Source organism: Rossellomorea arthrocnemi, assembly GCF_904424705.1.
GTDB classification, from domain to species: Bacteria; Bacillota; Bacilli; order Bacillales; family Bacillaceae_B; genus Rossellomorea; species Rossellomorea arthrocnemi.
Map to the genome: position 1 here is coordinate 1 of NZ_CAJGBF010000028.1, position 21,561 is coordinate 21,561.

General features: G+C 42.9%; 23 protein-coding genes. 20 read left to right on the plus strand and 3 right to left on the minus strand.

Features of this window, described 5'->3' with window-relative positions; translation table 11 throughout:
• The 3 genes from BAA9072_RS21725 to BAA9072_RS21735 form a co-directional block, all read left to right on the plus strand.
• A partial coding sequence (locus BAA9072_RS21725) for a cytosine permease (RefSeq protein ID WP_201716704.1) occupies positions 1 to 1,199 on the plus strand: 1,199 nt, incomplete at its 5' end.
• On the plus strand, positions 1,196 to 2,296 hold the full coding sequence (locus BAA9072_RS21730) for a DUF917 domain-containing protein (RefSeq protein ID WP_201716705.1): 1,101 nt from the start codon (positions 1,196 to 1,198) through the stop codon (positions 2,294 to 2,296). The genes BAA9072_RS21725 and BAA9072_RS21730, both read left to right, overlap by 4 nt.
• Entirely contained in the window at positions 2,289 to 3,848 is a 1,560-nt protein-coding gene (locus tag BAA9072_RS21735; protein ID WP_201716706.1) for a hydantoinase/oxoprolinase family protein, read from the plus strand. Before BAA9072_RS21730 ends, BAA9072_RS21735 begins: the two co-directional genes overlap by 8 nt.
• Before the next feature lie 223 nt (positions 3,849 to 4,071).
• On the opposite strand, the gene BAA9072_RS21740 is transcribed toward BAA9072_RS21735, so the two are convergent.
• Complete coding sequence (locus BAA9072_RS21740; protein ID WP_201716707.1) at positions 4,072 to 4,428, minus strand: hypothetical protein; 357 nt, start codon at positions 4,426 to 4,428, stop codon at positions 4,072 to 4,074.
• Positions 4,425 to 5,660, minus strand: a complete 1,236-nt coding sequence (gene pgaC / locus BAA9072_RS21745; RefSeq protein ID WP_230980971.1) for a poly-beta-1,6-N-acetyl-D-glucosamine synthase — start codon at positions 5,658 to 5,660, stop codon at positions 4,425 to 4,427. Before pgaC ends, BAA9072_RS21740 begins: the two co-directional genes overlap by 4 nt.
• A 461-nt stretch (positions 5,661 to 6,121) precedes the next feature.
• On the opposite strand from pgaC, the gene BAA9072_RS21750 reads away from it, so the two are divergent.
• The 17 genes from BAA9072_RS21750 to BAA9072_RS21830 all read left to right on the plus strand — a co-directional run bounded on the left by BAA9072_RS21750 (position 6,122) and on the right by BAA9072_RS21830 (position 20,078).
• Complete coding sequence (locus BAA9072_RS21750) at positions 6,122 to 7,369, plus strand: ABC transporter substrate-binding protein (protein WP_201716708.1); 1,248 nt, start codon at positions 6,122 to 6,124, stop codon at positions 7,367 to 7,369.
• Between the two features lie 62 nt (positions 7,370 to 7,431).
• Entirely contained in the window at positions 7,432 to 8,373 is a 942-nt protein-coding gene (locus BAA9072_RS21755; protein ID WP_201716709.1) for a carbohydrate ABC transporter permease, read from the plus strand.
• A 14-nt stretch (positions 8,374 to 8,387) separates the two neighbouring features.
• The gene (locus tag BAA9072_RS21760) at positions 8,388 to 9,221 is read left to right on the plus strand and encodes a carbohydrate ABC transporter permease (protein WP_201716710.1); all 834 of its coding nucleotides are present in this window, start codon (positions 8,388 to 8,390) and stop codon (positions 9,219 to 9,221) included.
• A 28-nt stretch (positions 9,222 to 9,249) separates the two neighbouring features.
• Positions 9,250 to 10,509: a Gfo/Idh/MocA family protein gene (locus BAA9072_RS21765; protein WP_201716711.1), complete on the plus strand. Its 1,260-nt coding sequence runs from the start codon at positions 9,250 to 9,252 to the stop codon at positions 10,507 to 10,509.
• A gap of 99 nt (positions 10,510 to 10,608) precedes the next feature.
• Positions 10,609 to 11,328, plus strand: a complete 720-nt coding sequence (locus BAA9072_RS21770) for a GntR family transcriptional regulator (RefSeq protein ID WP_201716712.1) — start codon at positions 10,609 to 10,611, stop codon at positions 11,326 to 11,328.
• Between the two features lie 66 nt (positions 11,329 to 11,394).
• Positions 11,395 to 12,594, plus strand: a complete 1,200-nt coding sequence (locus tag BAA9072_RS21775; RefSeq protein ID WP_201716713.1) for an SIS domain-containing protein — start codon at positions 11,395 to 11,397, stop codon at positions 12,592 to 12,594.
• On the plus strand, positions 12,591 to 13,442 hold the full coding sequence (gatY, locus tag BAA9072_RS21780; RefSeq protein WP_201716714.1) for a tagatose-bisphosphate aldolase subunit GatY: 852 nt from the start codon (positions 12,591 to 12,593) through the stop codon (positions 13,440 to 13,442). The genes BAA9072_RS21775 and gatY overlap by 4 nt, the downstream gene beginning before the upstream one ends.
• Positions 13,435 to 14,367: a 1-phosphofructokinase gene (gene pfkB, locus BAA9072_RS21785; protein WP_201716715.1), complete on the plus strand. Its 933-nt coding sequence runs from the start codon at positions 13,435 to 13,437 to the stop codon at positions 14,365 to 14,367. The genes gatY and pfkB overlap by 8 nt, the downstream gene beginning before the upstream one ends.
• A 16-nt stretch (positions 14,368 to 14,383) precedes the next feature.
• Positions 14,384 to 15,310 carry an ROK family protein gene (locus BAA9072_RS21790; RefSeq protein ID WP_201716716.1) on the plus strand — a complete coding sequence of 309 codons (927 nt, stop codon included), beginning with the start codon at positions 14,384 to 14,386 and terminating at the stop codon, positions 15,308 to 15,310.
• A gap of 61 nt (positions 15,311 to 15,371) precedes the next feature.
• Entirely contained in the window at positions 15,372 to 16,577 is a 1,206-nt protein-coding gene (gene nagA / locus BAA9072_RS21795; RefSeq protein ID WP_201716717.1) for an N-acetylglucosamine-6-phosphate deacetylase, read from the plus strand.
• Positions 16,578 to 16,901: 324 nt separating this feature from the next.
• Positions 16,902 to 17,111 carry a hypothetical protein gene (locus BAA9072_RS21800; protein WP_201716718.1) on the plus strand — a complete coding sequence of 70 codons (210 nt, stop codon included), beginning with the start codon at positions 16,902 to 16,904 and terminating at the stop codon, positions 17,109 to 17,111.
• A 34-nt stretch (positions 17,112 to 17,145) separates the two neighbouring features.
• The gene (locus BAA9072_RS21805) at positions 17,146 to 17,439 is read left to right on the plus strand and encodes a hypothetical protein (protein WP_201716719.1); all 294 of its coding nucleotides are present in this window, start codon (positions 17,146 to 17,148) and stop codon (positions 17,437 to 17,439) included.
• A complete protein-coding gene (locus BAA9072_RS21810; protein WP_201716720.1) occupies positions 17,426 to 17,617 on the plus strand; it encodes an RHS repeat domain-containing protein in 192 nt (63 codons plus the stop codon). Before BAA9072_RS21805 ends, BAA9072_RS21810 begins: the two co-directional genes overlap by 14 nt.
• An 18-nt stretch (positions 17,618 to 17,635) precedes the next feature.
• On the plus strand, positions 17,636 to 18,097 hold the full coding sequence (locus tag BAA9072_RS21815) for a hypothetical protein (protein ID WP_201716721.1): 462 nt from the start codon (positions 17,636 to 17,638) through the stop codon (positions 18,095 to 18,097).
• 118 nt (positions 18,098 to 18,215) lie between these two features.
• Positions 18,216 to 18,638, plus strand: coding sequence for a hypothetical protein (locus BAA9072_RS21820; RefSeq protein ID WP_230980972.1), 423 nt, complete (start codon positions 18,216 to 18,218; stop codon positions 18,636 to 18,638).
• Positions 18,639 to 18,801: 163 nt separating this feature from the next.
• Positions 18,802 to 19,152, plus strand: coding sequence for an RHS repeat-associated core domain-containing protein (locus BAA9072_RS21825; RefSeq protein WP_201716722.1), 351 nt, complete (start codon positions 18,802 to 18,804; stop codon positions 19,150 to 19,152).
• Between the two features lie 230 nt (positions 19,153 to 19,382).
• The gene (locus BAA9072_RS21830) at positions 19,383 to 20,078 is read left to right on the plus strand and encodes a hypothetical protein (RefSeq protein ID WP_201716723.1); all 696 of its coding nucleotides are present in this window, start codon (positions 19,383 to 19,385) and stop codon (positions 20,076 to 20,078) included.
• A 115-nt stretch (positions 20,079 to 20,193) separates the two neighbouring features.
• Here BAA9072_RS21830 and BAA9072_RS21835 read toward each other — a convergent pair whose 3' ends face one another.
• The gene (locus BAA9072_RS21835) at positions 20,194 to 21,435 is read right to left on the minus strand and encodes a LysM peptidoglycan-binding domain-containing protein (RefSeq protein WP_201716724.1); all 1,242 of its coding nucleotides are present in this window, start codon (positions 21,433 to 21,435) and stop codon (positions 20,194 to 20,196) included.
• Between the last annotated feature and the right edge of the window lie 126 nt (positions 21,436 to 21,561).

Sequence of the window (21,561 nt, forward strand, 5' to 3'; positions counted from 1 at the left end):
GGACCATTGCGGGTGGGCTGACTATGCCACAAGCTATTATTGCAACGTTTATAGGAACATTTCTATTAGCGTGTCTAAGTGCATTATGCAGCTTGGTAGGTGCAAAAACCAATTTATCAACTGCTTTGGTTTCTACTTTTGCCCTCGGCAGATATGGTTCATATGCTGTATCCATTGTGATTGCAATTGCTCTATTTGGATGGTTCGGAGTTCAATTGGATTTATTCGGCGGGAGTATGGTGCAAATCATTAGTGACGCATTTGGGGTTGAATTGAATAAGCAGCTGCTCGTTGTGATTGGTGGAATATTGATGACAACCACTGCCGTGATCGGTTTTAAAGCAATAGAAAAATTAAGCTTACTGGCTGTCCCATTATTAGCCATTTTAATGATGGCTTCCCTGGTGAAAGTTGTAAGTGATCCCGCTGAAGGTCAATTGACCAACCAATTGTTTGGGGAGCCATTAACAGTAGGAGTTTCGGTTTCACTCATAATCGGATCCCTCGCTGTTGGTGCTATAATTGGCCCGGATATTTCAAGGTATGCTAAGTCGCCAAAAGATGCTGTCATTTCCTCATTTGTAGGTTTTTTTATTGGATTCAGTGTCATACTCATTGCTGCTGCTGTGATTGCCAAAGCTACATCTCAAGTTGATATCATTGCGATAATGTTAGGCCTTGGTTGGGGGACCGGTGCTTTATTAATCCTCATTTTGGCTCAGTGGACCACAAATGATAATAATTTGTATTCTTCAGCATTAGGATTCTCGGTTATTTTTAGAAACACTCCGAAATTTGTTCTAACAATCATTGCAGGAACAATTGGGACACTATTGGCAGTCGGTGGCATATATGATAGCTTCATTCCTTTTCTAATTTTCTTAAGTGCACTTATCCCGCCTATTGGAGGAATATATGTCGCGGATTATTTCATGAATGGATCCAAGTATCGTTTTGAAAATTTAGAGAAGATGAAGGCCGTCCATATACCCGGTGTGTGTGTGTGGATTGTAGCATCCCTTGTTGCATTCATGACTACACCGGCACCTAATGGATTTGGGTTGTTTGTTATAACTGGTGCCTCGGGATTTGACGCATTTCTAGTAGCTCTTTTGTTGCAAGGTATTGTATCAAAAGTGATACAAGTAAGAGCTTCTGAGCCTTTAAGTATGGAAAAGAAATTGGAGGAGAACTCATGAGATTATTAGGAAAGCAAGAGATAGAAGATATCGCGGTAGGTGCGGCATTATTGGGAACCGGGGGAGGGGGAGACCCTTACATTGGAAAATTGATGGCTCTGCAGGCAATAGAAGAATATGGACCTATTACATTACTTGATCCTGAAGAAGTGCCTGACGAAGCAATAATTGTACCATCGGCAATGATGGGAGCTCCTACAGTCATGATAGAAAAAGTTCCAAGTGGGGAAGAGGCTGTTACAGCATTTGAAACTTTGCAGGAATATATGGGAAAAGACATATATGCCACCATGCCGATAGAAGCTGGAGGAGTGAATTCTCTCCTGCCGTTTGCTTTAGCGGCTCGTCAAGGCCTCCCTGTAGTAGATGGGGATGGTATGGGGCGAGCATTTCCAGAGTTGCAAATGGTGACCTTTTACTTAGATGGATTAGATGCAACGCCAATGGTGTTATCAGATGAAAAAGGGAATGGAATGGTCTTAAACACAATTAACAGCGTTTGGGCTGAAAGGCTGGCTCGTGGTGCCACCATAGAAATGGGGGGATCAGTCATGTTGGCCATATACCCAATGAAGGGAAAAGAAATGAAACGTTCGGCCATTCGAAATACTTTAAGTCTAGAAGAAGAAATCGGACGCAGCATTCGTGAAGCGAAAGAAAGTAACTATGACCCCATCGATGAAGTGTTGAAAATAACAAATGGCTATCGGCTATTTAGTGGGAAAGTAAAAGATATCAATCGTAAAACAGAGACAGGCTTTGCTAGAGGAACAGCTATTATGGAGGGGATACATGATAATAAAAACGAAGAACTGGAGTTGAATTTTCAAAATGAGCATTTAATTGCAAGGACAAAGGATCGATTATTATGTGTCACCCCTGACTTAATAGCCGTGCTTGATGCAGAGACTGGGATGCCGATCACAACTGAGGGATTAAGGTATGGAGCACGTTGTATTGTCATTGGTATGCCGTGTGATCCAAAATGGCGAACAGATAAAGGTATTTCTAATGTAGGTCCCGGTTACTTCGGGTACAACGTGAACTATACACCAGTGGAAGAATTAATAGCAAAGGGGGAGAAAATAATTGGTTAACTATCGCATTGGAATAGATGTAGGGGGAACGCATACGGATGCTGTCATATTAGACGAGCGTTATCAGGTTGTTTCAGAAACCAAAGAACCGACAACTGAAGATGTCAGTACCGGTATTTATAATGCTATTAAAAAGATTATTGCTATGGCCAATGTACCTAAAGAACAAATTAAGTATGCGATGTTAGGCACTACTCATTGTACAAACGCAATTGTAGAGCGTAAAAGGTTGAATAAAGTGGCGGTGATCCGGATTGGTGCCCCGGCTACTTTAGGAATAAAACCACTTGTCGGTGTACCGGAGGATTTAAGATCGATCCTTGGAAAATATGTTTACATTGTCCGAGGTGGTAATGAGTATGATGGGCGGGAAATTACAGAATTAGATAGGGAACATTTATTGGAGATTGCTAATGAACTTAAGGGTAATGTTGATTCAATTGCAATCACTTCTGTTTTTTCTCCAGTTTCAACAAATCATGAGCATGAAGCTCAACAAATTTTTACTGAAGTACTTGGTGACGAGGTCGCTATTTCTTTATCAAGTGAAATCGGCAACGTTGGATTACTTGAACGTGAAAATGCGACGATTCTAAATGCTGCCGTGGTGAATGTGGCGCGCAGCACAGCAAATGGATTTGTTAATGCTTTGAAAGAAGAAGGAGTCCATGCAAAGGTATTCTTTGGCCAAAATGATGGAACACTTATGTCAGTTGAATATACGGTGAAATACCCTATTTTAACGATTGCTTGCGGACCAACTAATAGTATTCGAGGTGCTTCTTATTTAACCAATCAATCTGAGGCCCTTGTTATAGATGTTGGAGGGACTACTACGGATATCGGGGTACTTGTTAATTCTTTTCCTAGACAATCTTCATTAGCTGTAGATATTGGGGGGGTGCGGACAAACTTTAGAATGCCGGATATTACTTCTGTAGGTATTGGTGGAGGAACAATTGTGAGAGTGCAAGAAGATGGTAACGTATTACTTGGGCCAGATAGTGTTGGATACCGTCTCCAACAAGAGGCATACGTTTTTGGCGGAGATACGCTAACCACAACAGATATTGTGGTAGCCAAAGGAATGGCTGATATTGGGGATTCCAGTAAATTAAAAGACCTGGATGAAAATATAATAGAAAAAGCTTTTAATCAAATAGTTGAAAAAGTGGAAGAAGCCATCGACCGGATGAAAACCAGTGCAGATCCTATTCCTGTCATATTAGTTGGCGGTGGAAGTGTATTACTTCCTGAACAATTAAAGGGTGCATCGACAGTCCATCGACCAAATCATTTCGGTGTTGCAAACGCAATTGGTTCTGCGATTTCTCAAGTAAGTGGGCAAATTGAACGGGTTTTTGCATTAGATGAATTAGGAAGAGAACAAACCTTGGAATTGGCGAAGAATATGGCTATCAAGGAAGCGGTGAGTGCAGGAGCAGATTCCAACGAGGTTGAGATTGTCGATCTGGAAGATGTCCCCCTCGCATACTTACCAGGGAACGCGACAAGAATTAGAGTGAAAGCTGCAGGGGTACTGGCTGAGTAGATGAGATCAAGGTGCTTTTTAAACAAACGTTTGATAAAACGAATTAAACGTTGGAACCATGGTTTTAAGAAAGCTAAACGAGTGTTTAATAGCTGGTTAGGAGAAGTAATCAACACTTTGCATGGAAGAGAATATTTCGGGGAAGGGTGGGCAGGCATCCTTTGTAATTAGAAAGAATGCCTCACATTTAAGGGACACACGGTTCTGCGTGTATCCCTTTTTTTTACCCAATATTCGTCCATTTCTTCGATTGAAGTTCCGTGAGGGTGTCATTCCTTTCGGGAATTGCTTTTTCGAGGTCTTCCAATGTTACCTCATCGGGCATCGTACGCCTGTTTAGCTTGCCGAAACGCTTCTTATTATAGAAGCTCCAACCGTATGCCAGGATCAGAATGAACGTGATAAACACGACAGTCAATGGGAGGACAAATTGTAAAAAGGCAATATGATTGATTGATGTGATGAAGTCAAATGTTGGTGTGAAAAGGACTCCAGTTAAAAGTACGATGACTAACCACATCAGTCCACTGATGACATGGGCGATCACTCGCTTTTTCTTCTGTGTTCTTTCGATGATCATGTCTGTCTCCCTCTATCAGGACTTTCCCAAATGGCATATTCCGTTTTATTTGATGTGAGTATTTTAAAGGCTTTCGGGATGGCTGGAACCAGTGCGAATATACTTACCATCCAGTAAACCATCGGATACCACCCTGCCCACCAAACGTATTGGACTAGTTTCTCTTCGTATTGTCTATCAATGAATAAAGCGACCGTTAATTGAATTAACGAAATGAAGGCAATATAGGCACCGTATAGCAGTATAGTAGAAGGAATTCCAAAGAATAGTAGATAAACAAGATAGCACATCCAAGATATAGACCACAAGATGCTTAGAGTCTGTTCGATATAAACCGGATATAACCTTCTTTGTCTGAAATCCTTAAAGATGGTCCTATGTCTTATAAGTACTTCTATACCACCTTGTGCCCATCTGATCCTCTGATTTACTAATCCTTTTATCGTTTCAGGAACCAGCATCCAGCATAATGCTCTTGGTTCGTACCGTACATCCCAGAACCGCTTCTGAAGTTTCCAGGTGATGCCAATATCATCCGTGATTAAATCCTTGTCCCAAAAATCGACATCAAGAAGGGCTTTCTTCCGAAAGGCAACGAAAACCCCTGAAACGGTCATCATCTTTCCTAAAATCCTCTGGGAGCGTTTAATTAAGCCGATAATGGAAGAGTATTCCACTACCTGAATCTTTCCCAATAAGGTTTGCCTGTTACGAACACGGGGATTCCCGGTGACTGCTCCTACACGTTCACTATTTCTGGGAGTTGTGAAATGAGGGATCATATAAAGTAACGCATTTTTATCCAGTATGGCATCGCTGTCCATCGTCACAACAATTTCACCTTTCGAAGCAATGGTTCCAAAGTATAAGGCATTTGCCTTTCCTTTGTTTTCCAGAATGTTGATTACTTTTAGCCGATCAATCGAGCGGGCCAAGACGGATAGAATGTCTTGTGTTTGATCAGAGCTGCCATCGTTGATCACGATTATTTCATAATGTATATAGTTGATTTCATTTAATTCCTTAACTGTCTTCTCAATATGAGACGCTTCATTGTAACAAGGCAAGAGAATGGAGACGAATGGAAGCTCCTCGAGGTTGTCTTGTATGTCCATTGGTTTTCTTTCACGTCTTATATAAAAGAGTAGACCCGATATGATCCAAATGAGGCTCATGAACAAAGGATAAATGAATAGAAAATTTCCAACGGAATGTATGAATGTACTGAGCAATTTCTGACCTCCTTCATGGGGCGGTGTATTAATCGATAAGTAAGCGGGGCTATGAATAGTAGAATCTATTATTATTCAACTTACTTAGGGGATGTGTTTTGAAGTGAAAGCAGCTTCTAGATGATTGAATCATAGAAAGGTTGTGAATGAAAGTCTTTGAACGGTGTTTCGTTGTCATTCGATGAAAATATTATTGGGGTAATTGGGAGATTAATGAAAAACATTTTTTGTAGAATTCTGTCGATATTATTATTAGAAAATTTCAATAATAATATTCATCTTATGGAAAGAAGGTGATATACTTTGTTTAACTGGTAATGACATCATTACTAAAACGGAGCATCATTGGTTTCTTACCAGGTCATACGCCGCCTAATACTTTGACTGGTAATAACATCATGACAATTACTAAGGTGGGTAGATGTACACGAATATCACTTGAAGAAAGAGGGGGAAACGTGATGAGAAAGGGACTTATGGTTTTACTATCGTTCGTGCTTGGTGTGTTCGGATTACTGGCAGGGTGCAGTGCCAGCTCTTCAGGGGAAACAAAGGATGGAAAGGTCGAAATTAGTTATGGATTTTGGGATAAGAAGCAAGTACCTGCGATTGAGGAGGTCATTAAACAGTTTAATGAAGAGCATCCGGACATTAAGGTAAAGACGGAGCTGATCCCGTACGGGCAGTATTTTCAGAAGCTTGAAACTGCCGCTACCGGGGGGGCATTGCCTGATGTATTATGGATGAATGGTCCTCACATTGTTCAATATGCGGAAGGGAAAGTTCTTCTGCCACTGAGCGACCTTGCTGAGAAAGATGATTACAGTCTGGATAATTACCCTGAGTCGCTCATTGATTTGTATACGGTCAAGGGTGATGTATATGGAATACCAAAGGATTATGATACGACGGGATTATGGTATAACAAGAAAATTTTCGACGAAGCTGGAGTCCCTTATCCTGATGACACATGGGACTGGGACATGTTAAAGGAAGCGGCAAAGAAACTGACGAACAAGGATAACGGGGTATGGGGTTTTGCTGCAGTGATGGGGAATCAAGGCGGTTACTACGATTTGATTTGGCAGAACGGGGGGCACATCATTTCAGAAGATGGGAAGTCTGTAGGATTTGATCACCCTGAAGCGATCGAAGCATTGAAATACAATATTAGCTTCATCGAAGAGGGGTTCTCCCCTACTCAAGCTCAGATGAATGAAACAGCAGCATCAGATCTGTTCTCATCCGGAAAGATCGCCATGATGTTCGATGGTCCTTGGATGGTACCGGAATATAAGAAGAATCCTGATTTGGATGTAGCGGTTCTGCCAAAAGGAAAGCAAAGGGCTGTTTCAATTCATGGTTTGTCCAATGTCATCGCAGCCAATACCAAGCATAAAGAAGCTGCGTGGGAATTTGTGAAGTTCCTTGGTTCGAAAGAGGCAGCTGAAGTGTTTGCCGATTCCGGTACGGTCATACCTGCCTTTAACGGTACTCAAGATGCCTGGTTGAATTCTGTGCCGGATTTGAATCTTCAAGCGTATATAGATGGAGCGGAGTATTCACATCCACTTCCAAGTGTAAAGAACACAGGGGCTATCTGGCAGTATGAAACGGATATTCTTAAGAAGTCCTGGGCTGGTGAAGAGAGTGTGGAGAAAGTGGTAAAAGAGCTTGCTGAGAAAGCAAATAAAGAGCTGAAAGAGTAGGAAAGGGATGAAGTGAAGAGGGGAATCTTCTCTTCACTTTATAACAAAGGAGGAGAATAAAAATGGAACCGCTTCCTCTACAGGTTGAAACCAAACGGAAGCTACATGTGCTTTCGTATGCAAATACAAAGAAACGTTCTGATTATTTTTGGGCTTACGTCATGATTGCTCCTACAATGCTCGGACTCTTCGTTTTCTACCTATGGCCGATGGTTCAAACCTTTTATTTCAGTTTTACCGAATGGGGGGCATTTGGAACATACGAGTGGATCGGGCTTAAGAATTATACAAGGATGCTTTCGGATGTGAATCTTCTGCAGTCTTTCAAGAATACGGGGATCTATATTCTGTGTACTGTACCGGTTGGAATCTTTCTATCTATTCTTATTGCTGTTTTGTTGAATCAAAAAATCAAAGGGACAACAGTCTATCGTACTTTGTACTTCCTTCCCGTCATTACCATGCCCGCAGCAATCGCCATGGTGTGGAAATGGTTATACAATTCTGATTTCGGGTTGTTGAATTATCTTCTGTCCTTCATTGGGATTGAGGGTCCCCAGTGGTTGACGAATCCCAACATCGCGTTATATTCCATTATCGCCGTGGCGATTTGGAGTGGGATTGGGTACAACATGGTCATTTTTTTATCAGGTTTACAGGGGATACCGAAAACGTATTATGAAGCAGCCGAAATGGACGGAGCAGGTCCAGTCACGATGTTCTTTAAGATCACGCTACCCCTTCTTTCACCGGTGATCTTCTTTGTGTCGATTATGTCGTTGATCGGAGCTTTTCAATTTTTCGACCTGATTTTCATGATGATCAGTAAAAGTAGTACAGCTTTGGAAAATACTCAATCCATTGTGTATTTGTTCTATCAGCATGCCTTTGTATTAAATGACAAAGGATATGCAGCAGCGATTGCGGTTTTATTACTTGTGGTGATTCTCATCATCACCGTAATTCAGATGGCCCTGCAAAAGAAGTGGGTCCATTATGATTGAGGAGGGAATGACCTATGCAGAAAACGATGCAGTTTGTAAGGAGTAAGTCTTTTCTCATCCATTTCATCCTGATCATGGGCTCGATTGTGATGTTATTTCCGTTCATTTGGATGATTTTGACGTCGCTGAAAACCTATGCAGAGTCCATACAGGTTCCACCTGTGATAATACCGGAAGACTTTCAGTGGAAGAACTACCAAGAGGTTTTCACCCTTCTTCCCTTCTTTAAGTTTATGTTGAATACGTTGATTATTACAGTACTTCGAACGGCGGGGCAGTTATTTCTTTGTTCCCTTGCTGCCTATGCCTTTGCACGGATTGTGTTTCCTGGAAGGAATCTTCTGTTTGTGCTGGCGTTATCTGTCCTGATGGTCCCTGGCCAGGTGTTCCTGCTTCCTCAGTATATGATCATGGTGAAGCTGGGGTGGCTCAACACATTGCAAGCGGTTGTAGTTCCCGGGTTATTCAGTGCCTTTGGAACCTTTCTGTTACGACAATTCTTCATGGGATTGCCGAAGGAATTGGAGGAGGCCGCGAGACTGGATGGATGCAATCATTTTCAAATCTATTGGCGCATCATGCTACCACTCGCCAAGCCAGGATTGATTGCACTGGGGATTTTCACGATTCTTTGGTCCTGGAATGAACTGATGTGGCCGATGATTGTGAATAGTTCACCGGATGCCATGACCTTGGCAGTGGGACTATCTTCATTACAAGGGCAGTATGGCACCAACTATCCGATCTTGATGGCAGGCTCATTCTTGGCGGTGTTACCGATGCTCGCCCTATTTATCATATTACAGAAGCAATTTATAGAAGGAATTGCGATTACCGGTGGAAAATAAGTTGGTAGGCAACTAAGGAGGAATGACAATGAAAGCAGCACTAATAGGGGCTGGAAGCAGGGGTTTCTATGCGTATGGGTCCTATGCACTCCAATACCCTCACGAAATCGAGTTTATCGCGGTAGCAGAACCGGATAAAGAAAAGCGGGAGAAATTTGCTGAAGCACATGGAATCCCGGAGAATATGGTATTTGAAGACTGGCCTGATCTGTTGGAACGAGAGAGGGTATGTGAAGCCCTGCTTATATGCAGCCCGGACCGGGATCATTATAAACCTGTCATGCGTGCCATTGAAAGGGGATATAGTATTCTACTGGAGAAACCGATGTCACCAAGCCCCATTGAAACGATGGCCATCGCAGAAGCGGCTGAGAAGCATAACACGCTCCTCAGTGTATGTCATGTAATGAGATATGCTCCCTTCTATCAGTCTCTGAAAGAAGTGATTGATCGGAAGGTGATCGGGGATATTGTCTCGGTCCAATGGAATGAGAATGTCGGCTATTTCCATCAAGCACACAGCTTTGTCCGTGGAAACTGGCGAAATGCAAAGGAATCAAGTCCGATGATTCTTCAGAAGAGCTGTCATGATATGGATATGCTCGCCTGGTTGATTGGAACGGAATGTAAGAGCGTTTCGTCTTATGGAAGTCTTACCTATTTTAAAGAGGAGAACGCTCCTGAGGGATCGACCCACCGCTGTCTGGATGGATGTAAGGTGGAGAAAGAATGCCCGTATTCCGCAGCAAAGTGGTATCTTCATGATCGGGATGTGTGGCCAGCGAATGTTGTGTCAGCGAATCCCAGTATCGAAAGCCGCTTGAAGGCAATCCAGGAAGGTCCTTATGGCCGCTGCGTTTACCGGTGTGACAATGATGTGGTGGACCATCAAGTCGTCAATTTATTATTTGACGGTGATGTGACGGTTTCTTTCACGATGACTGCCTTTACGAAGGAAACGTATCGTAACTTCAAGATCATGGGAACAAAAGGGGAAATTACAGGTCATGACGCAGATAATGAATTACTCATCAAGCATTTTGCAGGGAAGAAGGAAGTGATCTATCCTCCAACTGTAGATGGTGGTCACATGGGTGCCGATACGAGTATCATGCAAGATTTTATCAACCGGGTCCGCACTAAGGATAAAGGGACATTAACATCTGCCAGAGTGTCTTCTCAAAGTCACTTGATTGCCTTCGCAGCGGAGAAATCGAGACTGTCAGGTGCGACTATTGAATTAAAAAAATATATTGAAGAATTAGAAAAGGTAAAAGAAAATGCTTAATCAAAACTTCTATCATGGCCTCAAGTGATAATTGTCGCAATTTTATGTATAATGAGTATACAAATGGTTATGACAAAGATACCACTAAAGGAGTTTAACATGATAGAAAAAGATAATCGCTTACCGTTATATTACCAGCTGATGGATATCCTTCTCGAAAAAATCGAAAAGGGTGAACTTGCGGAGCAGGAGCAGTTACCCTCTGAACGAGAGCTGTGTGAAACATACAAAGTGAGCCGGACGACGGTTAGGCAAACAATGCAGGAACTTGAAAAGGGCGGCTACATCTATAAGGTTCACGGCAAGGGATCCTATGTTTCCCCGAAGACCTATAAGCAGAGCCTTGTTGAGTTCTACAGCTTCACAGAAGAAATGAAAAAAATCGGGAAACATCCTTCCACACAGGTCGTTTCGTTTGAAAAAGTACTTTGTGACAGCACGATTTCGAAATCTATGAAACTGCCGGTGGAAGAAGAAGTATTCAAAATCACGAGACTGAGACTTGCTGACGAAGAACCGATGATTTTTGAAACCTCTTATGTTCCGGTGGGGCGTTTTACCAATCTCACGAAGGAACAATTGGAATATATGCCAATGTATGAAATCTTTCGGTCCCGATACGATGTGAAGATTACAAGAGCACTGGAAAGCTTCAATGCTGTCAGCGCCGAAAAACAGGCAGCCGGTATGCTGACCATTGAAGAAAACTCACCGTGTCTCCGACTGGAGCGTATTACGTATGAGGAACAAGACGTCATTGAATATACCATCTCCATCGCAAGGGGAGATAAATTTACGTACACAGTTGAATTGAAGTAGGTGCTTTCGAGTATCTACTTCAATTCAACTGGTAATGATGACATTAACAGTTTTGGAGGAATGGGTATGGAACTTATACAATCAAACAAATGGGAACCAAATGATCCCGGTGCCATCCATACAACAAGAGAAATAGCTCAACAACCAAGACTTTGGAAAGAAACCGTTGAAATCTTGCTTGGACACAGAGATACACTGATGACTTTTTTTAAGAGATTGGGAGAAAGACATCCTCATCTTCGAGTAATTTTGACAGGGGCGGGAACATCTGCTTTTGTCGGGGAAACCGTTCTTACTTCCATAAAGGAACTGGTTAAGAATAAGAAATGGACGGTAGAAAGCATCGCCACTACCGATATTGTCTCCAATCCATATGAGTATTTAGACAAGGATTTTCCAACCTTGATGATTTCATTTGCCCGTTCCGGTAACAGCCCTGAAAGCGTTGGTGCGGTTGAGCTGGGAGAGCAAATCATTGATGATTTTTACGGAATCGCTCTTACGTGTAATCGTGATGGCTTACTGGCTGAGAAGCAGAAGGGGGATCCGGATCACCTTGTCTTCTACATGCCGAAGGAAGCAAATGATCAAGGGTTTGCGATGACGAGCAGCTTTACGACCATGTTACTTTCGATTCTGCTCCTTTTCCAACCAGAGCACATTCACACTCTAGAGGAGACTGTGAAGGAATTAGCTTCGGCAGGTGAAAAGATTATTGACACCGGAAAGACAGAGTTAGAAGCGCTTGCTTCCTCCATTTTTTCGAAGGTTGTATATTTAGGATCAGGCGCATTCCAAGGGCTTGCAAGGGAGTCATCATTAAAACTGTTGGAATTAACGGGAGGTTTGATTCCGGCATTTTTTGATTCTCCACTGGGATTCCGTCACGGCCCGAAATCGATCTTAGACGAAGAAACAATTGTCTTCGTTTTCTTATCCTGTCATCCGCACACGAGAAAATATGATTTAGACATATTGAAGGAGCTGTACCATGAACAAAAGCGGGGAAAGGTGGTGGCGATTTCCTCTTATCAGGATAATGTCGCTGAACGCTACAGTGACCTGTTCTTGAGTACCGGCTTGGAGACGGTTCAAGAGGATATATTCCTTGCGTTTCCATATGTCATGTATGCCCAGCAGTTTGCCCTTTGGAAATCCATGCATCTGGGACTTTCCCCCGATAATCCATCTCCCTCAGGGCTCGTCAACAGGGTCGTAAAAGGTGTCACGATCTATCCTTATCGGAATGGAGGAGAAAGGGTATGATTGTTTCAAGAAGTAGGATTCTCGTGGATGCACAGTCAAAAGGCTACGCTGTGCCTGCCTTCAATATTCACAATCTAGAAACGCTCAAAGCAGTTCTGGAAACGGCACGGGACCTCCGTTCACCCGTCATGATCGCGGCTACGCCCGGTACAGTCCGATATATGGGCAAAGAATTCCTGGTCAAGATGATGGAAGCGGCAAGAAAAAGCTATGATATTCCGGTTTGCTTTCACCTTGATCATCATGAAAACCTGAATGATATCGAGAACCTCATTCATATGGGTGTTCCATCTGTCATGATCGATGCCTCCCATTATTCGTTCGACGAGAATATCAGGATTGTCAGGGGAATTGTAGAGTATGCTGCCCCGTTCGGTGTGACGGTTGAAGCCGAGCTTGGCCGACTAAGTGGAATGGAAGATGATATGGAAGTGGACGAAAAGGATCAGATCTATACCAACCCCAAACAGGCAAAGGAGTTTGTAGCGAGAACCGGCATTGATTCTCTGGCTGTAGCGATCGGGACCGCTCATGGGCTTTATAAAGGTGAACCTAAGCTCGATATCGACCGGTTGTCGGCGATCCAACAGGAAGTCGATATCCCCCTTGTTCTCCATGGGGCATCAGGATTGCCCGATGAGCTTGTCCGCAAGACCATTGAGAGGGGCATTTGCAAGGTGAATGTGGCGACGGAGCTGAAGATGGCGTTTGTGAAAGGGCTTCGCAGCTATCTGAATACAAACCCGGACGCCAATGATCCCCGCTATTATTTCACGGATGCGGTTGCTGGGATGAAAAAGGTTGTAGCAGACAAAATCAAGCTGTGCGGCAGCTTTAATCGTGGCTAGTCCCATGATTGCGACGGTCACTTTAAATCCTGCGATAGACGTTAGATATACACTTTCCCAGTTTCAAATGGGTGAGGTCAATCGGGTTTCTACCATTGACAAATCTGCAGGCGGTAAAGGTCTTAACGTCAGCCGGGTTCTATCCCTATTGGGGCAGAAGGTTACTTGTACAGGGTTCCTGGGAGGAAAGAGCGGGGAATGGATTGAAAACGAATTATCTCATTTGAAAGTACACAATTCATTTGTACCCATTAAAGGAGAGACCAGAACGTGTCTGGCCATTTTATCAAAGGAAGGTCAGACAGAGATTCTGGAAACGGGTCCCTTTATTTCAAGAAATGAATTAGAAAGCTTTGATCGAACATTCTCCTCGATTCTGGATAAAGTAGATTTTGTTGTCGTTTCCGGAAGTTTGCCAGAAGGAGTCCCAACTGGCTTTTACAGTGAGCTTTCAAAGCAAGCGAATCAAAAAGGGACTCGCTTGCTATTGGATACCAGCGGACCGGGACTTATCGAAGGTATCGCAGGAAAACCTTTTTTAATTAAGCCGAATAAAGAAGAATTTACTAGATTGATAAGTGGAAAATTAGACTCTACCGATGATATGTTACGACATGCCCAAACTATTTGTCATAAAGGAATACACTATGTGCTTCTTTCTCTTGGGGAAGAAGGGGCCTTTTTAGTTAGTGATAATCGAATTCTGAGAGCAAAGATTCCTAAAATAAAAGCAGTGAATCCCGTTGGTTCCGGAGATAGCATGCTCGCCGGGTTTACCTATGCGTATTCCCATGGATTCCCGATTGAAGAAGTCTTGAAATGGGCTTGTGCTTGTGGGATATCAAACGCCATAGTGGAAAATACGGGAGAGGTTAACCTGTTGGACATTCGACGATTCGTGAAGGAAATAGATGTAGTTGAATGATAGGGGGGGATGGAAGATGAGTCATATCGTTTGTTTTGACATAGGAGGAACGTTTATTAAGTATGGCGTTTTTAATCCAAAGGGTCACCTTCTCTTTAAAAGTAAAATGGCAACCCCCACAAGCCATGAGATCCCTGACGTATTAAATAACAAAGTCAAATCACTTCAGCATGATTTCCACCTCACTGCCATAGGCATTTCTTCCTGCGGTTTGGTGGATCGTGAGAAGGGAAGGATACTTTTCTCAAATAATATTCAGGGTTATAGTGGAATGAATCTGGGAGAAAGAATGTTTTCCTTGACTCAATTACCGGTATCAGTTGAAAACGATGTGAAAAGTGCGTGCCTTGGCGAGATATGGCAAGGTGCTGTCAAGGATAAGAGAAATGCCGTCTTTTTAACACTGGGAACTGGAATCGGCTGCAGCATTGTAATGGATGGAAAGATTGTCAATGGCTCTTCGGGACTCGCCGGTGAACTGGGTCATACCGTCATTGTTGCAGGTGGGAAGCCGTGCAGCTGCGGCAGAAAAGGCTGCTTTGAACGTTATGCGGCCACTTCTGCTTTTGTTCAAGACTATACGGAGGAAGCCTTGCAAAAAGGAGTGGCAGTTGAAAATGTTTCCGGCGAAACAATTATGGAGCTTGTCAAGCAGAGAAATCCAGTTGCTATGGAAGTATATGAACGGTTTATTCATTATATTAGTATGGGATTAACGAATGTCATTCATCTTCTCAACCCGGAAAAGATCATCATTGGAGGCGGTATCACGGAAGGTGAGGGTCCTTTTATTCAAGATATCAATATACAATTAAGGAATGAAGTAATGGATGTATATGGGAATGAGGGTACGGTCATTGCCTCCTCTTTAGGAAATGACGCAGGATTATACGGAGCATGTTACTTAGCTTTAAGCCGGATGAGCATGAAAGAATCAGTGTAAGGAGCAGCACCCATGTTGGTGTTGCTTGTTCTGTTTATTTTAATAAAAGGAGATGAGGATAATGAAAGCCTTGAAGGCTGACTATATATATACACCAGAAGGAATCGTTGAAAATGGGTATCTGCTCTTGGAGGATGGGTATATTTCCGGCGTATCGGATGAAACTCCACCATGTGACATCATTGATTTCCCCGGATGTGCCGCCATACCTGGCATGATAGATCTGCATATCCATGGAATAGCAGGACATGACACCATGGATGGGAGTGTCCTTTCTTTACAGGAGATGTCTAACTCACTAGTGAAATACGGAGTAACAGGATTCCTGCCGACTACACTCACCCATGATCTGGAAAGCATCCAGAAGGCGGTAGGAGCAGTAAGTACAGCGATAGGTCAAACAACTGGAGCCGAAATCCTTGGCTCCTATGTGGAAGGTCCCTACATTACACCCGACCATAAAGGAGCCCATCCCGTCGATTATATGCGAGAGCTTTCAATCGAAGAGATGGAAGGGTTGATCAATGCTTCGGATAACACCATAAAAGTCCTGACGATAGCTCCTGAAAAAGAACATGCCATGGAGGTCATCGATTATCTCATGGGCAAAGGAATCCACGTTTCAATGGGGCATACCAACGCGGATTATGAAACTACGAACCTTGCTGTCTCCCATGGGGCAAGAATCGCGGTCCATACGTTTAACGGAATGAGAGGATTCAAGCACCGCGATCCGGGATGCGTCGGGGCCGTCCTGACCAATGATGACTGCTTTTGTGAATGCATCGCCGACCTCCATCACCTCCACCCAGGTGCCATCAAACTATTATATAAAACAAAAGGAAGCGATAAAATCCTTTTAATCAGCGATTCTATGGCTGCAGCCGACTTGCCGGACGGCCATTACACCCTCGGTATACTGGATGTGAAGGTCAAAGATCGGATTGCGAGGACCGTGGAGACCAACTCCCTGGCAGGAAGTACAACCAATTTACTGGACTGCCTGAAAAATATGAAAGAAGTATTGAAACTTCCCCTTGAGGGGATTTTACCCATGGTTAGTCTAAACCAGGCAAAGCTGCTTAAAATTGATCACGAGGTTGGCAGTTTAGAGATTGGGAAAAAGGCAAATATTGTGTTGATTGATGATAAATGGGACGTTCGAGCAACCTTTGTCGGTGGGGAAATGGTGTGGGGTGGGGGACGAGGTACTGTGTCCCAACCTGAGAATTCGAGCCCAAAGAAGGGGTTCATTGGTCCATCTTAGAATTTAGGATGTCAAGTTAAGGTGGAAAAGAGAAGAAATGGTGATGTGGTTATGAAGTAGGGGCGGGCAAGTAACAGGAAAGTTCCAAACCGGATCTGTTAGGATAATATATCAAAGAAGCACGGGTCATCCCGTGCTTCTTTGCGCTGAGTAAGTAATTCGTCATGGTAATCATTTAAATTTAGTTACATAGACAATATATTTTTCTTTTTTGTAAATCTATTATCCTGAATATTTGGAATTTTATACAAAAAATAGTTACCAAGGTTGTCTTTTCAAAGTATAATTATTTTGTTCTGAAAAATGGGAGGGAGAACCAGTACGATGAAAAGAAAAATGAAAGCGCTTTTAGTGATTCAGGTCATAGTCATGATGATCCTATCATCTATGCCTTTATCTGTTTTTGCAGAGGAGTATAACCGTTCCTCACAAAAGAAAGAGATTACGAAGGTCACACCTTTGGCAGAAGGGAAAAAGTATAAAAAAACCGACGCCATCAACGATTCTCAGCTTAAGGGGTCCAAAGCCCGGTGAAGAGATCGTTGAAGAACGTACAGAAAACTCAAAAGTGTTTTATGCTGGGGATAATAAGATTACGGAACAGGTTTATTTTGAATCTATTCATAAAAAAGAGGGGGAGGATGGATCGTATGAAGAAATTTCAACGGATCTTGTCAATGATCCCTCGGATAAAAATGAGGTAGAGACCGAGAATGCCAATCTTCATTCTGCTTTCCGGAAGAAAATGAAGAATGGACGGTATGCGACCTTTAGCATCGATGGCCACTCTGTCACGTATTCCATTTTGGAAGCCTCACAGAATGGGGATTCACCGTTAAAACCTAAAGATGTTAATCGATGAAGGGAATACAGCAGCCACTGTAAAAATGCAGCAGTCATTTGAATATGACCTGAATGGCAATCTGACCAAAACGATACACAATGACGGTTCCACAGTCATCCAGGAATACGATGAACGCAATCTGATGAAGAAAATAACATATGGAACGAACCACTGGACTCGGTTTGAGTTCGATTAGAACGGGAATCGGGAACTCATGGTCGACTCCAAGAACGGCACGACCACGACATTTTCCTATGCGTACGACAAAAAAGACCGATTAAAAGAAGAAGTTCAGAATGGTCTGAAAATCGCTTATCAGTATGATCAGAGTGACAATGTCAAACACATCTCCTATCCGACGGAAGAAGGGGATCAGCAAAAAGATATAGAATATAAGTATGATGAATACGATCGGCTGGAGTCCATACTGGTAGAAGGGAAGAAAGCCCAGGATTTCACCTACAACCAAGCAGGACAAGTAGATTATACGAATAACTATTTACAATTTGATACAGGTGGATCCTCTTTTGTCAAAGTGGATTATGACTATAACTCCATCGGAAAAACCGCGGCGATCCAATATACAAAAGACGGCGAAACCAAGCTTGAAGAATATGAAATGGATTATGATCAACGGGGGTATATGAAGACTGAGAAGTCCTATACACATCGGTGATCAGGAGAAAACCATTGAAAAGACGTATCAATACAACGAAGCGGGGCAATTAAAAGAGTCAAAACAAGCATCCAATAGTACGAAATATACGTACGATGAAGTTGGAAACCGAAAGTCGATGATTGAAGGGAAAGACACCTTCGACTATTCCTACAATCAGTTTAATCAGCTGGAAAACCCGAAAAAGAACGGTTTATCTCACGCCTCGTACGTATACGATCAGCGTGGAAAAAAACAAAAAGAAGTCATGAAAAAGCAAATAGTCGGCGTCTTGAAAGATGTGACGACGAATTATACGTACGATGACGCCAACCAATTAGCTCAAGTGGAAACCCTGACCCCTGGAAAAGACACGTCCAGAGTGAAGAACTGGCATAATGGGGACGGACAGCGGATCCGCCGGGACACAGACGGTACCATCACCAATTATGTATACGATGAACACGCCCTTCTGTACACTGCCGATGAAAACAATCGAAAGATCACAGAAAATGTCCTGAACCCCGATGGAGAAATCGTCGCATCCAAGCGATTTGACTGAAACTATGAAAATCAATACTTCTTCTATCACTACGATCTGAGAGGAAGCGTCACCAATGTTGTCGATTCCGACGCCAATCGGGTCAAAGGATACGACTATGATGACTTTGGAAACATCAAGGAGGTCGGCGACAAGACATTCCATAATGAAGTGAAATTCACCGGTGCCTTCCACCGGTCTTCACTATATGAACGCCCGATACTACAGTTCTGACACAGGGCGATTCATTTCACAAGATACGTATTCCGGGAACGCATTTGACCCGTGGACACAGCATCTGTATACGTATACGAGCAATAACCCGATCAATTATGTTGATCCGACGGGGCATTATGATGTAGATCCGAATGGGAATAAAATATTGCCTACTGGGAAATATATTGCAGCTCCAAGTCGGCCAAGTACCGGGCATAGAAGTACTCCGAGTAATGTCATTCAAGGTTTTTTTATACGTGGGGCTACCCACTGCCAAATCTACCGCTCATTTCATAACCTATGTGGCGAAACTCCATAGGTTTTTTGATGGATCATCTAGTAAACTTCTTCTAATTTAGAATAACTTGATTTACTCTCTATGAATGCTATTCTTCACTTAACCGGTATGAATGAAAAAACATTCTATCCTTCCTACCCAAATCATCCCCTTTTTACCCCTCCCCAAAAGGTATTTTCCCTTAAAACTAGAATAAATACATATCTACTATTATTTCACAAGATCTGTAAAAGAAAGGAAGGAAGGAACCCATGAATTTCAGTAAAACAAAACGTCTTATCTATGCAAGTGGTCTACTTTCAATTATAGGATTAATATTGCTCTCCATCGTTCTTTATTTTCTGGTTCAAAGCGTCAGGGAGACCTTCTATCAGAATACATTCGAGAAGGATTATGAATATAGTTCATTAAAGGAAGATGGAGTGGTGGATCCGGTTCAGGTGTTTCATGGGGTGAAGTTGAATACGTTTCTCGAGGAAGATGAGGAATCGGGTAAGAAGAGCGGCAATATCCTCTTTGAGGTGAAGGATGAACCGGAAGCCAAGCTTAAAGGGTTTCACGTGGACTCCGGTCGTGAGGGTATGGGTGCGTTTGATGAGGCCATTCAATATAAGGTGATGGTGGAAAAGGAAACGGGCAAGGAGTCATTCATCATTGCGTTGAAAAAGACTCCGGATTCGGAGCCTGCGAAGTATAAGACCTTCAGCATCAACGAAAATGGGGTCATCAAGGCAAGTGAATTCACGCTTGGTACAAAGGATGAGCTGGAGACGCAATGGATAAAAGGGCTTTCTGATGAAACACATGGGTACTATACAGATCTTCCGTATCAAAAAGGGGGGACGATCTCTCTGGTCACCCTGACCTTCCTCGGCATTCTTTCTTTAACAGGAGCCAGATGGCTCAGGCGCAGATCGGCTGCTGTTGAAGCGGGGGAGGCTGCTTAGGTAAACGTGTTTTGTGAACATGGCTATTTGTACCATTACGGTACTCATGAAATCATATTCAGGAGATATAGAAAAGAAGCAAGTAACCACTACTTGCTTCTTTTCTAATCTCCTCTTATTGAACCTTCAACACTTCCCCCACATAAATCCGATCACTGATTAATTTGTTCGCCTTCTTCAATTTCGAAACCGACGTTTTATATTTTTTTGCGATGGCGGAAAGGGTGTCCCCTTTTCTCACCGTATGTGTTGTGACTTTAGCAGGGGCAGTGTTTTTATCTTTGGATGGTGTTGCCCCCGCGACTTTCAGAGCCTGTCCAACGTAGATGATATCTCCCTTTAGATTGTTGAGCTTCTTCAGGCTGCTTACGGTTGTTTGATATTTCTTGGCGATCACGGATAGAGTATCGCCTTTTTTTACTTTGTATGTCGTCTTGGAAGGTGAAGTGGACTCATTTTTGGCAGGAGCTGGTGCAGATCCTGAAACCTTCAACACTTGTCCGACATAGATGCGGTCACTGGTCAGATGGTTGATTTTCTTTAAATTGCTGATGGATGTCTTATATTTCTTGGCAATGGCAGAGAGGGTGTCCCCTTTCTTCACTTTATAACTTGTGGTCTTTTGTGCAGCAGGCTCATTTTTGGAAGGGGCCGTAGAGGAACCGGAGACCTTCAGTACTTGTCCGACATAGATGCGGTCGCTCTTCAAATGGTTGATTTTCTTCAATTGACTGACGGACGTTTTATATTTCTTAGCGATAGCAGAAAGAGTGTCGCCGCTTTTCACTTTGTACGTACCCGTCGCGTCTGCTTTGACGGGAGGCGTTTCTCCCAAGAGATAATACATGTCGTTACTGAACGTGATGTGACGTTTTGATTGATACGTCATAGCTACTTGTTTGAACTGTTTCTCCAGATTCTCGACGTTGACTTCCATATCATTCATCGCAATGGAGTAGTCGTGTTCTGACAAGTCGCCATTTAAGTAGTCGATGGTATCGATTTCGGAATTATATACTTCTATTAAACTGTTATAAATGTATTCATCCATGTCTGCGATTCCTTGATTGGAAGGATTGACCGGTGCCTCTTTCTCCAACGCCCCATCGAAGTAGGCCAAATACTCATCGTACAGTTTCATCTGTTCTTTTTCAGATTTGGCCCCATCGATCTTCGTCGTATAGTTTTCCAACGTACGGATGATTTTCGCATAATGAGCGGCGAATTGGTTCAGCTCAAGCTGATAGTTGATGGTTTGGGCAGCAAGTACAGAATGTTGCGGCTGTAAGAGCGCACTGCTGGAAAATACTAGAGATGTTGCCAGAATGGAGGCGGTCAGCGTTTTTTTCGTGATCATGTTCATTCTCCTTCAAGAATCTATAAGTATAGGGATATTATTCCTTATATGATTATAATAATCTGTTGAATAAAAGGAAATAGATTTTAGAAGCGTCATGAAACAATATTTTTCGACAAGTTTTAT

Coding starts and splice junctions, on each gene's coding strand:
- BAA9072_RS21730 (WP_201716705.1), top strand. CDS start 1,196: ATGAGATTATTAGGAAAGCAAGAGATAGAAGATATCGCGGTAGGTGCG.
- BAA9072_RS21740 (WP_201716707.1), bottom strand. CDS start 4,428: ATGATCATCGAAAGAACACAGAAGAAAAAGCGAGTGATCGCCCATGTC.
- BAA9072_RS21750 (WP_201716708.1), top strand. CDS start 6,122: ATGAGAAAGGGACTTATGGTTTTACTATCGTTCGTGCTTGGTGTGTTC.
- BAA9072_RS21755 (WP_201716709.1), top strand. CDS start 7,432: ATGGAACCGCTTCCTCTACAGGTTGAAACCAAACGGAAGCTACATGTG.
- BAA9072_RS21760 (WP_201716710.1), top strand. CDS start 8,388: ATGCAGAAAACGATGCAGTTTGTAAGGAGTAAGTCTTTTCTCATCCAT.
- BAA9072_RS21765 (WP_201716711.1), top strand. CDS start 9,250: ATGAAAGCAGCACTAATAGGGGCTGGAAGCAGGGGTTTCTATGCGTAT.
- BAA9072_RS21770 (WP_201716712.1), top strand. CDS start 10,609: ATGATAGAAAAAGATAATCGCTTACCGTTATATTACCAGCTGATGGAT.
- BAA9072_RS21775 (WP_201716713.1), top strand. CDS start 11,395: ATGGAACTTATACAATCAAACAAATGGGAACCAAATGATCCCGGTGCC.
- gatY (WP_201716714.1), top strand. CDS start 12,591: ATGATTGTTTCAAGAAGTAGGATTCTCGTGGATGCACAGTCAAAAGGC.
- BAA9072_RS21790 (WP_201716716.1), top strand. CDS start 14,384: ATGAGTCATATCGTTTGTTTTGACATAGGAGGAACGTTTATTAAGTAT.
- nagA (WP_201716717.1), top strand. CDS start 15,372: ATGAAAGCCTTGAAGGCTGACTATATATATACACCAGAAGGAATCGTT.
- BAA9072_RS21800 (WP_201716718.1), top strand. CDS start 16,902: ATGAAAAGAAAAATGAAAGCGCTTTTAGTGATTCAGGTCATAGTCATG.
- BAA9072_RS21810 (WP_201716720.1), top strand. CDS start 17,426: ATGTTAATCGATGAAGGGAATACAGCAGCCACTGTAAAAATGCAGCAG.
- BAA9072_RS21815 (WP_201716721.1), top strand. CDS start 17,636: ATGGTCGACTCCAAGAACGGCACGACCACGACATTTTCCTATGCGTAC.
- BAA9072_RS21820 (WP_230980972.1), top strand. CDS start 18,216: ATGATTGAAGGGAAAGACACCTTCGACTATTCCTACAATCAGTTTAAT.
- BAA9072_RS21830 (WP_201716723.1), top strand. CDS start 19,383: ATGAATTTCAGTAAAACAAAACGTCTTATCTATGCAAGTGGTCTACTT.
- BAA9072_RS21835 (WP_201716724.1), bottom strand. CDS start 21,435: ATGATCACGAAAAAAACGCTGACCGCCTCCATTCTGGCAACATCTCTA.